Origin of the sequence: Paenibacillus jamilae (assembly GCF_050482105.1) — a bacterium.
Lineage (GTDB): Bacteria > Bacillota > Bacilli > Paenibacillales > Paenibacillaceae > Paenibacillus > Paenibacillus jamilae_B.
Map to the genome: position 1 here is coordinate 648,119 of NZ_JBCNHI010000020.1, position 15,108 is coordinate 663,226.

Genomic DNA, 15,108 nt, shown 5'->3' on the forward strand with positions numbered 1-15,108 from the left:
CAAACAATGAAGGATGTGAGTTTATTGTCAGATCGTCGTGCTGCGCTGGATATGGCGCTCCGTCAAATAGAAAAGCAATTTGGTAAAGGTTCCATTATGAAGTTGGGAGAGTCTACCCACATGCAAGTGGAAACAATTCCCAGCGGTTCGATTGCTTTGGATATTGCCTTAGGAACGGGCGGCTTTCCAAGAGGCCGGATTATTGAAGTATATGGACCGGAATCATCCGGTAAAACGACAGTAGCTCTTCATGCTATCGCAGAGGTGCAAAAAACAGGCGGACAAGCCGCCTTTATCGATGCCGAGCATGCGCTTGATCCGTCGTATGCGAGCAAGCTGGGCGTCAATATTGATGAGTTATTACTATCACAACCAGATACAGGTGAGCAGGCACTAGAGATTGCCGAAGCTCTTGTACGTAGTGGGGCAGTGGACATTATCGTCATTGACTCTGTAGCGGCACTTGTACCGAAGGCAGAGATTGAAGGCGAGATGGGAGATTCCCATGTCGGTCTTCAAGCGCGCTTGATGTCACAAGCATTGCGTAAGCTGTCTGGAGCCATTAATAAATCGAAAACCATTGCTATCTTTATCAACCAGCTCCGTGAAAAAGTAGGTGTTATGTTCGGTAACCCTGAAACCACACCAGGTGGACGTGCCTTGAAGTTTTACTCTACGGTACGTTTGGATGTTCGTCGTGTCGAAAGCCTGAAAATGGGTAACGATATTGTGGGTAACCGTACACGTATTAAAGTCGTGAAGAACAAAGTTGCTCCTCCTTTCCGTCAAGCAGAAGTGGATATTATGTACGGTGAGGGCATTTCCAAAGAAGGAAGCTTGATCGATATTGGTACGGAGCACGATATTGTTGACAAGAGTGGAGCTTGGTATTCCTACGAAGGCGAGCGCCTTGGTCAAGGACGTGAGAATGCGAAGCAATTTTTGAAGGAAAATCCAAACATTGCTAGTACGATCGAGCAAAAAATCCGGGTAGCTAGCAATTTGATTACAACAATTGCTCCACCAACAGAGGAAGAGTTGGCGCAGGAGGCCAAGGAAGAACAGGAACTGCTGGAGCTTGAATAAGCTTGGCTGAGACTTCGCTTCTGATCTGTCATGTGAACCGTAGTCTAGGGACGATGGTATAGTCTGGTACAGTCCGTTTGAATAGCATGATTCTGATGCCCTGCACAGCTGTGCAGGGCATTTTTGCACATCAAATAAAGCCTGATAGGTCAGTGGAATCTAACTTTTGCGCAGCAGCTGATTGCAGGTTGCTTTCGTGAATTTCAAAGTGAGGGAAACATATTGCAATTGGACGATAAGGATGAATACACTTCAGAAGCAAACAAACAGCAAGGGATTTCTCTTTTTCCAGATCATGAAGAATTGATGATTACTAGAGTGGAGCAGGGACAAAGACGCAACCGTGGAAGATACATCATTCATTTTGGTCCATACTCATTGTCTGTGCTGGAAGATGTAATGATCAAGTACAACATGTTTAAGGGAACGTCCTTCGTCAAAAAAGAACTAGAAGATATTGTTCTGGCAGATGAAAAGCAACAGGCTTATGTCCATGCGCTGCGCTATTTGGGACAAAAGCCCCGTACATGTCAGGAAATTGCCCAGCGTTTAGCGCAAAAGGAAGTGGCTCAGACGGTTATTGATGAAATATTGGTCCGACTGCAAAGGGAGAACCTTGTAGATGATGATTTATACGCCCGTCAGTGGGCAAGACAGCGGATAACAAGTCAACGTAAGGGGAAGATGTGGATCAGGCAAGAACTTCGTCAGAAGGGCATTTCTAAAGCCTCTATCGGGGAAGCGTTAGGAGAAATCACCGACAATGAGGAATGGGAGAGTGCATTGACGGTTGGACGTAAGAAATGGAATCAGGTTCGCGGTGATATAATGGATAAAAAAAAGAAGACATTCCCGTTTCTTATGAGACGTGGATATTCGGGAGATATAACACGTCGCGTGATCAATCATCTTACTGCGGCCGAACAAGACGATGATTTTGATGACGAGGGATCAATGCAATGGGAGGAATAGTTGCAAAAAGATAGCTGAACCTTTGGCTGGATGAGTCGCTTATGATGTGGACAGTTGCACGGAGTCTACTAATGTTTGCATTCCCTTGACAATGCCATTTGTCAAATAATAAAATATATATGAAACGATATTTGTGGAGTACCCTTTTTCCTTCCAAAAAAGTGGAACCCACGATAAAGTTCTCATCGCCAAATAACAAGTGATGCCGCTATGCCAGGCGGAATTGTACGTGTGAAAGCATGTGCATATGAAATGAAGCGACCTTGTGTCGTTATCTTAGTTTGACGATCAAAGTAAATGTGACAATTGCAAAAAGTCCCAAGGAATGCCTTGGAGGAACCAACGGGGAGGTGAACAGTATGATGACTGCGATCTGGTTCGTTCTCGTTGCTGTAGCCGCGTTATTCTTTGGGTTCGGGATTGGTTATTTTATTCGCAAATCTATTGCAGAAGCTAAGATCTCCAGTGCGGAAGAAGCTGCCGCGCAAATCGTGGAGAACGCGAAAAAAGAGGCAGAAGCGCTGAAGAAGGAAACGGTATTGGAAGCGAAAGATGAAATTCACCGCATTCGTGCCGAAGCTGAAAAAGAAACTCGTGAACGTCGCAATGAAATTCAACGACAGGAACGAAGATTGCTGCAAAAAGAAGAATCGCTGGATAAAAAATTGGAATCACTGGAACGCAAAGAAGAACAAGTGGCCAACAAAGAGAAACGAATCGATGAAACCCAGCAGCAAATTGATTTGATTTACAAGAGTCAGGTAACTGAGTTGGAGCGTATATCCAATCTTACGATGGAAGATGCAAGAAGTATTATTCTGACCAACGTAGAGCAGGAAGTTCGTCATGAAACAGCTCAGATGATTAAGGAAATTGAACAGCAGGCCAAAGAAGAAGCAGACAAAAAGTCTCGTGAGATCATCACACTGGCCATCCAACGCTGTGCGGCAGATCATGTAGCAGAAACGACGGTTTCTGTTGTAACATTGCCGAATGAAGAAATGAAAGGCCGGATTATCGGGCGCGAAGGCCGTAACATCCGTGCACTTGAAACCCTTACAGGGATCGACCTCATTATTGATGATACGCCGGAAGCTGTTATATTGTCCGGATTTGATCCGATTCGTAGAGAGATTGCTCGTACAGCACTTGAGAAGCTCGTAGCGGACGGACGGATACATCCGGCTCGTATTGAAGAGATGGTGGAAAAATCTCGTAAAGAGGTGGACGAACGAATTCGTGAGTATGGTGAACAGGCCACCTTTGAAGTGGGTGTGCATAGCCTGCATCCGGATTTGATCAAGATCTTGGGACGACTCAAGTTCCGTACGAGTTACGGACAGAACGTATTGAAGCACTCGATGGAAGTTGCATACTTGACAGGTCTGATGGCCGGGGAACTGGGCGAGGACGTTGTACTGGCAAGACGGGCAGGCTTGCTGCATGACATCGGGAAAGCGCTGGATCACGAAGTGGAAGGATCACACGTTGAAATTGGCGTGGAGCTGGCGAAGAAGTACAAGGAACACCCGGTCGTTATCAACAGCATTGCTTCACATCACGGCGACTGCGAAGCGACTTCAGTAATCGCCATGCTGGTCGGAGCAGCAGATGCTCTGTCAGCTGCAAGACCGGGAGCACGGCGTGAAACGCTAGAGACGTATATCCGTCGTCTTGAGAAGCTGGAACGCATCTCCGAATCTTTTGAAGGCGTTGAAAAATCATACGCAATTCAAGCCGGACGCGAAGTTCGTGTCATGGTACAGCCAGAGAAAATTGATGATGCGGAAGCATTCCGACTGGCCCGCGATATTACGAAAACGATTGAGAATGAACTGGATTATCCAGGGCACATCAAGGTTACCGTTATTCGTGAGACACGTGCGGTAGAATACGCAAAATAAAAGCATTTCAATGAAAAGTGGCCGCTTGTAGGGCCACTTTTCATTATGTAAGGCAGACTAGGGAGGGTTTTCTATCAACGTATTATTTATTGGAGACATCGTCGGCAGTGTAGGCAGAAAGGCACTGAGGGAGAATCTCCCTTCGCTTAAATCAAAATACAACCCGCATGTTATTATCGTGAACGGAGAAAATGCAGCTTCGGGAAGAGGGATTACTCAATCCATCGCCAGAGAGTTTTTTGATTGGGGCGTTCATGGAATTACAATGGGTAATCATACATGGGACAATAAGGAAATATTTGATTTTATAGATGATGAGCCGCGGATCATCCGTCCGGCTAACTTTCCACCAGGGACACCAGGCCGAGGTTATACTGTGGTAAAAGGTGGAGGTAAGGAGCTGGCCATTGTTAATCTGCAAGGTAGAACCTTCTTGCCAGCTATTGATTGTCCATTTCGTGCAGCGGATGAAATTGTAGACGAGCTGCGCAAAAAACATAAACATATTCTGGTAGATTTTCACGCTGAAGCCACCTCCGAAAAAATAGCGATGGGTTGGCATCTGGATGGACGTGCATCGATTGTGGTAGGTACACATACACACGTACAGAGCAATGACGACACAATTTTGCCACAAGGAACTGCATATCAGACAGATGCAGGGATGGTAGGTCCTTATGAGGGTGTGCTGGGTATGCAGAAAGAGGCTGTATTACAGAAATTCCAGACCCAGCTTCCGGTACGCTTCCAAGTGGACACGGGCAAATGGCACTTTCATGCCATTAGTGTAGAGCTCAATGATCAGGATGGAAAAGCCCGCAAAATTGAGAAAATCAGACTAAAAGAAGATGAATGGCGAATGGATTAAGCTTTTTGAGAGCTACTCAAGGAAAGAATAAGGAAAACTGTCACCAAAAAGCAGGAATTTTTTGCTGACCCTCGAATAACATCTAATAGTGGAATCAAACCATCATCATTCCCAGGGGAGGTACTTACTATGGATGTATTAAAAGTATCAGCAAAATCCAATCCCAATTCAGTTGCAGGCGCACTCGCAGGAGTACTGCGTGAACGCGGAAATGCAGAATTACAGGCGATTGGAGCGGGTGCACTAAACCAAGCCATTAAAGCGGTAGCCATTGCCCGGGGATTTGTCGCACCAAGCGGAGTGGATTTGATTTGTATTCCTGCTTTTACAGACATTGTTATTGATGGAGAAGATCGGACTGCGATCAAATTGATTGTAGAACCAAGATAATAAATGGAAGTCGCCTGAGCCTGTTTACGTTTTGTAAACGGGCTTTTTTGCTTTGCGGTTTAGCAACTATGTTTTTCAAAATAAATTTTGGTCTTTAATTAAATGGAGGTATGGCGCATGAATGATAAGTTTGAAGCGAGTTGGCCAGTTGTGGACTTTCATTGTGATGTGTTATGTAAAATGCAGCTCGATTCGCAGGTGGACTTCAGTCATTCATCGCTTGATGTCACAAAAGAGCGTTTGCTAGAAGGCAATGTAAGTTTGCAAACATTCGCTATATATATTTCACAGGTATTGGGTACACCGAAATTTGAGCATGTGGTTCGTCAAATTGAGCTGTTCAGGCAGCATGTAACTTCTACCTCAGGCGGATTAAAACCTTTGCTGTGGAAAGAAGACTTGGCAGCATTTAAAAATACGTCCGCTATACGTCAAGTGGAGCAAGCACAGCAGACAGACGTAGAGAAGCAAGCAGGAAAGATAACGAATGGGCATGGAAGTGGGACGAATCATGCAGGGTCACCTTGGGCGTTGCTCTCGCTTGAAGGGGTAGATGCGCTGGAAGGCAATCCGTTTTATGCAGATGTGTGCTATGCCATGGGAATACGATTGATTGGACTGACATGGAATTATGCAAATTGGGCTGCTGACGGAATTATGGAGGTTAGAGGAGGTGGCTTAACCCGCAAGGGACGTGATTTGGTCCATCGCTGTAATAGTCTGGGCCTGCTGCTAGATGTATCACACTTGTCCGTACAAGGCTTCTGGGAAGTGATGGAGTCGGCGGCCTTACCCCCCATTGCCTCGCATTCGAACGCCTTCGCGAGATGTGCGCACCCCCGTAATTTACAGGATGAACAGATTCGGGCGTTAATCGCCCGTAATGGACGAATCGGATTGACCTTTGTCACGATGTTTCTGAAAGAGCAGGGAACAGTACACGCTGAGGACCTGCTACCGCACATTGAGCACATTTGTTCATTAGGTGGCGAAAGGCATTTGATGTTTGGCTCTGATTTTGATGGTATCGAGACACATGTGCGGGGACTGGAGCACTCGGGGAAATATCCGGTTTTTGCAGAACTGTTGTTAAAGCATTACCCTGAGGAATTGGTGAAGGGATGGCTGGGAGAACATGCGCTGGACTATTTGCGAACGAATCTGCCGTCTAAAATATCTTCTTAATTAGCTGATATAGCAATTGTTTTCGGCTGACCAATTCCTTGACAAAGCGAGAAGGATTACGAAATAATTGGAGCATCCAAGGACTGCATGGTGCTAAAAACAACGCTTACTGAAATTTGATATATGTAGGAGTGAGCCTGACAGTCACCATGCTGTACCGCCATACTAGAGGGGGACTCCGTTACATAATGTTGATAAAAAAGGTTACCTGGCTTGAACTCTTTTATGATTTATTGTTTGTAGCAGCTGTCTCCAAGGCTACTCATGTTTTACTTCATGTTGAGCATGGCAGTATTGATTGGCACAACTTAGTAAAGTTTATTTTGATTTTTATTCCAATCTGGTGGGCATGGGTGGGGCAAACTGTCTATAACAATCGTTTTGGTCAAGACAGTAAAACGCATCGAATCTTTATGATCCTGCAACTATTTTTTGTGTTAATTATGACTGCCAGCCTGAATATAGATTTTGATGCGTATTATGCTTCTTTTTTTGTTGGCTATATTGGCTTAAGAGGTTTGACTGTCGTTCAATATGTACTTTCGGCCCCCAATGAAACAGCCCACAAACAAGAAACAGCTCGTTTTTTTGGAACTTATTTTTGGGTTGGGTTAGTCCTCTCTAGCTTCTCCCTTTTCTTCGACTCGTGGGTTCGATATTTGATTTTATATACTGGTATTGCTGTAGATATCCTCGTTCCTTTGATCGGTCGTAAAAAGCTGGTGATTACACCTATCCATACAGAGCATCTTTTGGAGCGCTTTGCACAGTTTACTTTAATCCTGCTTGGAGAATCAGTGATAAGTATACTTTCGGTTTTACAAGCCGATCATTTCGCAGTCTCCTCCATTGTATTTGCTGCTTTGACATTTGTACTGGTCATCGCGATCTGGTGGCAATATTTTGAGATTATAGAAAAGCGCGTAGACAAATCAAAACAAACAGCAGGACAGACTATTATATATGGTCATTTGTTTATTTATCTTTCCCTTAGCATGCTTGCGGCTTCCATACAGCTCTTATTTTTGGGGCAAGTAGCCTATACTTTTGTACTTTGCTTTACTTTTGCTTCTGTTTTTATTTATTTTTTGTCAGTATTGCTGGTATTCCATCAGTACAGACTAAGTCATCTTAAACCTCGTCTCAGAGTCATTCTTTTCTTAACTGGTATCCTCTGTGCGCTGTTTATTCTGAATATATTTGTTGTAGCTCCTCATCTCATCGTAGCTGAAATCATGCTTTTCTTCCTCCTGTTTGCTAAAATGACGGTTTGATCCCAGTTTTTATATGGACGATATGTATGGCTGGTTAGGGCGAAAAAGGGAACTTTATGCGCTATCCTTTTCTTTCTTGTTGAAATAGGAGTATAATAGCATAGATGTGTAAAGTATTGTATAGAGAAAAAGGAGTGACCACACGATGACTAAAATCGTACCTGTCGGCGTTTCCGCCCGTCATATTCACCTGACTCAAGAGCATATTGAAATTTTGTTCGGAGCAGGCCATCAATTGACTGAATTTAAACCTTTGTCCCAACCAGGACAATTTGCTGCAAATGAAACGGTAGCTGTAATTGGTCCTAAGGGCCAATTTGATAAGGTTCGCATTTTGGGACCTGCTCGTCCTGCTTCCCAACTGGAAATCTCTCGCACAGATTCCTTTGCTATTGGTGTTAAGGCACCTGTACGCGAATCCGGTAGCATTGACGGTACACCAGGAATTACAGTAAAAGGACCAGCTGGAGAAGTGGAACTGCAAGAGGGCGTTATTGTAGCAGCGCGCCATATTCATTTCCATACATCTGATGCAGCTAAATGGGACATTAAGGACAAGCAACTGCTGAAAGTACGTGTTGGCGGCGAACGTGGTCTTGTGTTTGAAAATGTTCTTGCACGTGTGTCCGATTCTTTTGCTTTGGATATGCATATCGATACAGATGAAGCAAACGGAGCTGGTGTGAAAAACGGTGACACTGCTGAAATCGTAGACTAATATACGTGTATGATCCGGAAGGTGTGAAAGTCCGATTCTTGCAAAAGAGTCGGACTTTTTTGCAGTGCTATACATACACAAACACTTACCTATATACATAAAAAATATCAGCATTACATGGCATCCAAATCCGTACCCGGGGATGATCTATGGCTATGACCTATAAATCATGCTATAATTTAGTGTAATGCCTTTTTCAAAGGTTTTTTTGGAGCTTAAAATAAAATAACTAATGCCTAAAGATACAGTAAAATCACAAATTAGCTCGTGAAATAGATGGTGTAAGGAGTGACCAGGGATATGGCTAAGGAAACAAAAGACTACTCCAAATATTTTGATTTCTCGGATGCGAAGATTATTTCTGAAGATGAGCATAGCAAAAAGATTCGTATTCGCGGACGCGAAATCAACATTATGGCGGAGCCGAACCATAGAAAAGAAAAGCAGCGCGGCAAAGAGGACGTGCAGGTATTATATGATAACGCAGTTCCAGATGAGCTAAAGCATATCGGTGAGGGCAAGCATTATATCGTATATACCTTCGGTTGTCAGATGAATGAGCATGATTCCGAAACAATAAAAGGCTTGCTGGAGCAAATGGGCTACCAGGCAACCGAGGATCGGAAGGAAGCAGACATCATTTTACTGAACACTTGTGCTATCCGTGAAAATGCGGAGGATAAAGTGTTTGGTGAGCTGGGTCATCTCAAGCATCTCAAAACAGAAAAGCCAGGACTGCTGCTTGGTGTGTGTGGCTGCATGTCGCAGGAAGAGAATGTCGTGAACCGCATTATGCAAAAACACGGTTTTGTCGATATGATCTTTGGTACCCATAATATTCACCGTTTGCCTCAGCTCGTCAAGGAAGCACTCTTCAGCAAAGAAATGGTGGTTGAAGTGTGGTCCAAGGAGGGCGACATTATTGAAAACCTGCCGAAGAAGCGCGAGGGTATGCGGGCCTGGGTAAACATCATGTACGGCTGTGATAAGTTTTGCACCTATTGCATCGTTCCCTTCACGCGTGGTAAGGAAAGAAGCCGTCGGCCAGAGGATGTTATAGCTGAGGTGCGGGATTTGGCCCGTCAAGGTTTTAAAGAGATTACCCTGCTGGGTCAGAATGTCAATGCCTATGGCAAGGATTTGAAAGATATAAATTACAGATTTGGGGATCTGATGGATGATATGCGCAAAATCAATATACCGCGTGTACGTTTTACGACCTCACATCCGCGTGATTTTGACGACCATTTGGTTGAAGTGCTTGGTAAGGGTGGCAATCTGGTGGAACATATTCATCTGCCTGTACAATCCGGTAATACGGATATATTGAAGAAAATGAACCGAAAATATACTCGTGAGCGTGTTTTGGAGCTAGCAGCGAAGATAAAAGCAGCTGTTCCGCATGCTTCTCTGACAACGGATATTATCGTAGGTTTCCCGGGTGAAACAGACGAGCAGTTTGAAGATACTCTTTCTTTAGTGCGTGAAGTGGGCTATGACTTTGCCTACACATTTATTTATTCACCACGTGAAGGTACGCCGGCGGCTTCGATGGAAGATAATGTGCCTATGTCGGTCAAAAAAGAGCGCCTCCGGCGTCTGAACATTGCGGTGAATCAAAACAGCCTTCGCTTTAATAGTCGATTGCGTGGCGAAGTGGTGGAAGTGCTGGTGGAAGGCGAGAGCAAAAATGACAGCAACGTGCTTGCTGGTCGGACTCGTTCCAATAAGCTGGTTCATTTTGAAGGATCGAAGGACCTGATTGGTTCCTTTGTCCAAGTGAAAATTACAGAGCCTATGACCTTCTACATTAAAGGTGACTTGGTTCAAACGCCAGTAGCGGTTAACGGATAAAAAGAATAGTCTAACGAGCGTGCTGTACGCGGTTTGAATAAAGGGCTGTGTGAAAGACCATTTAAGTGAGAAAAGGAGCGATGGACAATGACAGAGGAGCGGTTGCAGCAAACAGAACTTCAATCGGCGGCACGCCAGCATGATCATTTGGTCAATCGCGATATGATATTGGCAAAGGCCAAAGAGTTGGCGGGTATTCTGGGCAGCAGTGAGGAAGTACAGGTCTTCCGGAAAGCAGAAGAAAAGATTCAGGATCATGAGCGCATTCAGCAACTGATTGCCACGATGAAGAAGAAGCAAAAGGAAATTGTGGCTTTTGAATCTTTAAAAAATCAAAAAATGATTGCTAAAATAGAGGCCGAACTTCAGGAGCTACAGGAAGAGCTTGATAGTATTCCAATTGTAACGGAGTTTCAGCAGAGCCAGGTAGAAATTAATGAGCTGCTGCAAATGGTGATCACGGCTATCCGTGATACCGTTGCTGAAAAGGTAAACGTAGAAGAGGGGAAAACTACTTCCTCCTCTAATTGCAGTGACTAGAATAAGATTTATGGTGTGGAGGCTTAGCTTCCACGCCTTTTTTTCGAAAGAAATTAGGTTCAAGAGACATCAAGAGAATTACGAATCATAAAAGGGATGGAAGCGAGGGAATGGATAAGTTGCGTAAGATGTTAGAGGGCGAACAAAATACCTTTTGGGAGTATTTAGGATGTGAACTGATTACCGCTGATGCTAACGAGGCACATATCGCTTTGGAGGCCAAACAACACCATACCAATGTGATGGGGATTGTTCATGGGGGTGTGCTCACATCATTGATGGATCAGGCGATGGGGATGGTCAGTATGGCTTCACGAAATATGGCTTCATGTGTAACAACGAATCTGAATGTTCATTTTTTGTCAGCCATGAGACAAGGACGACTGGACGTTAAGGCACGGATTCTTCATCAGGGAGGTCGCACCATAACCACTGAGGCGGAAGTAAGGGATAGTGAAGGTACACTCGGTTGCACAGCTACAGCGACCTTCCGAGTATTGCGTCAACAAGCAAGTGACTCAGGCAAGGCCTGACGCTTGACAAAAATTTTTATTATGTCATAATGAATTTATCAAAACGATATAATATGGTGATGCCAATGGATAGCAATCGTATAAACGAAGAGGCGCAGAAGGCGTCTTATAACATTAAGAAATATCGTACCCCGGACGGCGCTCCGGCGGATATCGTCATGTTTACTTTAACGAAGCGTGAGCGCAAGACGGTAACAAAGACACTGCCGATTCGTGAGCTGAAAGTGATGCTCATCAAGCGCCGTAGTTGGCCATTTGCCGGACGATGGGCGTTGCCTGGAGGGTTTTGCCAAGAAGACGAATCCATATATGGAGCGGCCAAGCGGGAACTGTTAGAGGAAACCGGTGTAGACGGCGGACATCTGGAGTATTTGGGCGTGTATAGTGGACCAGGTCGTGATCCGCGCGGGTGGATCATATCACATGCGTTTTTTGCACTGGTAGAGGAATGGATGCTGGAGCAGCGTCAGGCGGCTGATGACGCTTCTGAGGTCGGGTTATTTACGATCAGAGAAGCGTTGGAAGAATTGGAGCTGGCGTTCGATCACCGGGATATCATAGTTGATGCTTATCGCAAGATTCAGTTGCAGATGCTTCAGACAACGATAGCCAAGCAGTTTTTACCGCCACATTTTACACTGGGTGAATTGTATCAGGTGATCCAAAGCGTCGTGCCAGATTTCGAAGAGCCTAATTTTATTCGCAAAATAACATCGACTCGCAGCAGACAGGGAATACTGGAAGAAGTGCGGGATGAGAATGGCAAACCGCTTAGTTCCAATCAGTATTCACAAAGACCGGCACAATTGTACCGCTTTAGTGATAGAGTACCGCGTTTATCTATTTATACGTAACTGCCAATAGAATGGGTTACGCACAGAGCGTACAATCTCACTTTGATGATAAGGAGTTGACTGTACGATGAAGGCACTGATTGTTATTGATTACACAAAAGATTTCGTGGATGGTAGTCTGCCTGTCGGGCAACCTGCGATTGAACTGGATGAACGGATCACCGCCATTACGCAGGCCTATGTAGAGCAAGGGGACTTTGTTGTCATGGCTGTCGATTTACATGAGGAGAATGACCCTTATCACCCGGAGAGTAAGCTGTTTCCTCCACATAATATACGTGGAACCGATGGACGACAATTGTATGGTAAGCTTCATAGCCTATATGAGCAACAAAGTGATCGTATCTACTGGTTGGATAAAACACGGTATAGTGCTTTTGCTGGTACAGATCTGGAACTCAGACTGCGTGAACGCGGGATTCTGGAGGTTCATCTGATTGGTGTGTGTACAGATATATGTGTGCTGCATACGGCTGTAGATGCTTATAACAAAGGTTTTGCTATTACCGTATACAAGGACGCTGTGGCGAGCTTTAATCAGGCGGGACATGATTGGGCTTTAGGCCATTTTGAGGGAAGTCTTGGAGCCACGGTACGGTCGGCTGAAGATACGCTTATGCTCCAGAAGAAGTAAAATAACTGAACGATTGTGCACCAATGTCCGATAACAAAAAGGAGTCGGATATTGCTGAATCTGGACAGATAAGACGGTATGCCGTCACCAAGCCAGTGATAGTCAGAGAGGATGATACGATGAAGTCAACGAGCCTCGCATTACATACAGATAAATATCAGATTAATATGATGTACGCCCATTGGGTGAACGGAAGTCACCAGCGTAAAGCTGTGTTCGAGGCGTATTTTCGTAAGCTCCCTTTCGGTAATGGATATGCCGTGTTTGCTGGTCTGGAACGGATTGTGAATTACATTTCAAATTTGCGGTTTACAGAAGAAGACATTCGCTATCTGTCAGAGCAGGAGGAGAAGTACGACCCCATGTTTATGGAGGCGTTGCGCCAGTTTAAGTTTGGCGGAACGGTCCATTCGATGAAAGAAGGGGCGCTTGTTTTTCCGAATGAGCCTTTGGTGCGAGTTGAAGGAACCATTATGGAGACACAGCTTGTCGAAACAGCGTTGCTGAATTTTATGAACTACCAGACACTCATTGCGACAAAAGCATCGCGCATCAAGCAGGTGGCCAGTGACGATACACTGCTCGAATTTGGTACACGGCGTGCGCAGGAGGCAGATGCAGCCATTTGGGGAGCGCGTGCAGCTTATGTTGCAGGTTTCGATGCGACTTCTAATATGCTGGCAGGCGAACATTTTGGGATTCCGACAAAAGGAACACATGCCCATTCATGGGTACAAACCTTTATGACGGAGCAAGAGGCGTTTGACGTGTATGCGAAGGTTTTGCCAGATCAGGTTACATTGCTGGTAGATACCTTTGACACGCTGGAGAGCGGTGTTCCTCATGCGATTCGGACAGCAAAGATGCTGGAGAGTCAAGGCAAGCGTATGAATGCCATCCGTTTGGATAGCGGTGATTTGGCTTATCTATCTATTCAGGCCCGGGAAATGCTGGATGCCGAAGGTTTGGATTACGTACAAATTGTTGCTTCCAACGATTTGGATGAAAATACGATTTTCAATCTAAAAGCCCAAGGTGCACGTATTGATGTATGGGGTGTAGGAACACAGCTGATTACGGCTTCAGATCAACCTTCATTAGGCGGAGTGTACAAGCTGGTTGAGCGGGAAGTAGACGGTGAAATGCTGCCGACGATTAAGATCTCGGGTAACCCGGAAAAAGTATCTACACCAGGCAAAAAGGATGTATACCGTATTGTGGATAAGAAGAAAGGGAGAGCTGTAGCTGATTACATTTCTTTCCCGGATGAAGAACGTCCGCGCAATGGTAAGCGCCTGAAGCTGTTTAACCCTTTGCATCCATATATGAAGAAGTATGTAGAAAATTACGAAGCTGTACCGATGCTTGAACCTATTTTTATAAATGGACAAAAGGTATACGAGCTTCCTGAACTGGATGAAATTCGTGCCTATCATGTTTCACAGCTGAAGCTGTTTTGGCCAGAATATTTGCGGAAGCTGAATCCTGAAATTTATCGGGTAAACCTTAGCGAGAAGGTATGGGAGCTGAAGCAAAAGCTGATTGACAGCTACATGCAGCCCGACGTTGAAGAAAAGGAATAATTTGAAAAGGCACCTCATCTTGTATGGGGTGCCTTTTTTGTGTTGGTGTATGCGTGAAATAGGGCTTATTTATAAATTTCCCTCATCACATGTCGTAGCTCAGGAACGATAATGCGTTCCATTGCCAAACGAACGGCTCCGCGAGAGCCGGGCATAGAAAATACAGCTGTCTGGCCTACAGTACCCGCTACAGCTCGGCTTAATATAGCTGCTGATCCAATGTCCTCAGCAAAGCTTAAATAACGGAAGATTTCTCCAAATCCAGGTAATTCCTTATCCAGTAGAGAGGAGACGGCTTCATATGTAGTATCACGCGGAGAGATGCCGGTACCACCTGTTAAAAGTACAGCCTCGATATCATCATGTGCCACAGCTTCAGTTACTAACTGGCGTATACCTTCATAATCGTCCTTGACGATAACATATCGAATAACCTTATACCCATTCGTTTCTAGTAATTCCTTGAGCAGTCGTCCCCCGGTATCCGTTTCCATGGTACGTGTATCAGAGACAGTCACGACCATACAGTTAACTTGCTGCGGAGATTCCCGGCGGTGCTCCTCTACAGATGTTATATTCATTACAATATTCACTCCTTGCTCAGTGGTTAAACATACTCTATTTTTACAATAGAGGAATGAATGACGGTATGCAAGTCATAAACGAGGACTAAAATTATGTGATTAATATCCTTGCATTCATACTTTGGAATA

General features: G+C 44.8%; 15 protein-coding genes. 14 read left to right on the plus strand and 1 reads right to left on the minus strand.

Features of this window, described 5'->3' with window-relative positions; all coding sequences use genetic code 11:
• Positions 1–24 precede the first annotated feature (24 nt).
• From recA to ABEW32_RS22015, 14 genes are all read left to right on the plus strand, one after another.
• Positions 25–1,086, plus strand: coding sequence for a recombinase RecA (gene recA, locus ABEW32_RS21950; RefSeq protein WP_430192025.1), 1,062 nt, complete (start codon positions 25–27; stop codon positions 1,084–1,086).
• Positions 1,087–1,308: 222 nt separating this feature from the next.
• Entirely contained in the window at positions 1,309–2,058 is a 750-nt protein-coding gene (locus tag ABEW32_RS21955; RefSeq protein WP_430191729.1) for a regulatory protein RecX, read from the plus strand.
• Between the two features lie 359 nt (positions 2,059–2,417).
• Positions 2,418–3,962 carry a ribonuclease Y gene (rny, locus tag ABEW32_RS21960; protein WP_013309958.1) on the plus strand — a complete coding sequence of 515 codons (1,545 nt, stop codon included), beginning with the start codon at positions 2,418–2,420 and terminating at the stop codon, positions 3,960–3,962.
• 73 nt (positions 3,963–4,035) lie between these two features.
• Complete coding sequence (locus ABEW32_RS21965; RefSeq protein ID WP_430192027.1) at positions 4,036–4,830, plus strand: TIGR00282 family metallophosphoesterase; 795 nt, start codon at positions 4,036–4,038, stop codon at positions 4,828–4,830.
• Positions 4,831–4,959: 129 nt separating this feature from the next.
• Positions 4,960–5,220 carry a stage V sporulation protein S gene (locus ABEW32_RS21970; RefSeq protein ID WP_007430104.1) on the plus strand — a complete coding sequence of 87 codons (261 nt, stop codon included), beginning with the start codon at positions 4,960–4,962 and terminating at the stop codon, positions 5,218–5,220.
• Positions 5,221–5,337: 117 nt separating this feature from the next.
• Positions 5,338–6,405, plus strand: a complete 1,068-nt coding sequence (locus ABEW32_RS21975) for a dipeptidase (RefSeq protein ID WP_430191731.1) — start codon at positions 5,338–5,340, stop codon at positions 6,403–6,405.
• Between the two features lie 188 nt (positions 6,406–6,593).
• Positions 6,594–7,679 (plus strand): low temperature requirement protein A, encoded by a 1,086-nt coding sequence (locus tag ABEW32_RS21980; protein ID WP_430191733.1) that lies wholly within the window; start codon positions 6,594–6,596, stop codon positions 7,677–7,679.
• 145 nt (positions 7,680–7,824) lie between these two features.
• The gene (gene pduL, locus ABEW32_RS21985) at positions 7,825–8,397 is read left to right on the plus strand and encodes a phosphate propanoyltransferase (RefSeq protein WP_430191735.1); all 573 of its coding nucleotides are present in this window, start codon (positions 7,825–7,827) and stop codon (positions 8,395–8,397) included.
• A gap of 300 nt (positions 8,398–8,697) precedes the next feature.
• Complete coding sequence (miaB, locus tag ABEW32_RS21990; RefSeq protein WP_430191737.1) at positions 8,698–10,251, plus strand: tRNA (N6-isopentenyl adenosine(37)-C2)-methylthiotransferase MiaB; 1,554 nt, start codon at positions 8,698–8,700, stop codon at positions 10,249–10,251.
• 87 nt (positions 10,252–10,338) lie between these two features.
• Positions 10,339–10,791 carry a YlbF/YmcA family competence regulator gene (locus ABEW32_RS21995; RefSeq protein ID WP_430191739.1) on the plus strand — a complete coding sequence of 151 codons (453 nt, stop codon included), beginning with the start codon at positions 10,339–10,341 and terminating at the stop codon, positions 10,789–10,791.
• A gap of 110 nt (positions 10,792–10,901) precedes the next feature.
• The gene (locus ABEW32_RS22000) at positions 10,902–11,324 is read left to right on the plus strand and encodes a PaaI family thioesterase (protein ID WP_430191741.1); all 423 of its coding nucleotides are present in this window, start codon (positions 10,902–10,904) and stop codon (positions 11,322–11,324) included.
• 65 nt (positions 11,325–11,389) lie between these two features.
• On the plus strand, positions 11,390–12,178 hold the full coding sequence (locus ABEW32_RS22005) for an NUDIX domain-containing protein (RefSeq protein WP_013370763.1): 789 nt from the start codon (positions 11,390–11,392) through the stop codon (positions 12,176–12,178).
• A gap of 67 nt (positions 12,179–12,245) precedes the next feature.
• A complete protein-coding gene (locus tag ABEW32_RS22010; RefSeq protein WP_430191743.1) occupies positions 12,246–12,812 on the plus strand; it encodes a cysteine hydrolase family protein in 567 nt (188 codons plus the stop codon).
• 119 nt (positions 12,813–12,931) lie between these two features.
• Positions 12,932–14,395 (plus strand): nicotinate phosphoribosyltransferase, encoded by a 1,464-nt coding sequence (locus ABEW32_RS22015; RefSeq protein WP_430192029.1) that lies wholly within the window; start codon positions 12,932–12,934, stop codon positions 14,393–14,395.
• A 65-nt stretch (positions 14,396–14,460) separates the two neighbouring features.
• On the opposite strand, the gene ABEW32_RS22020 is transcribed toward ABEW32_RS22015, so the two are convergent.
• Positions 14,461–14,976 (minus strand): MogA/MoaB family molybdenum cofactor biosynthesis protein, encoded by a 516-nt coding sequence (locus ABEW32_RS22020; protein WP_430191745.1) that lies wholly within the window; start codon positions 14,974–14,976, stop codon positions 14,461–14,463.
• Positions 14,977–15,108 lie beyond the last annotated feature (132 nt).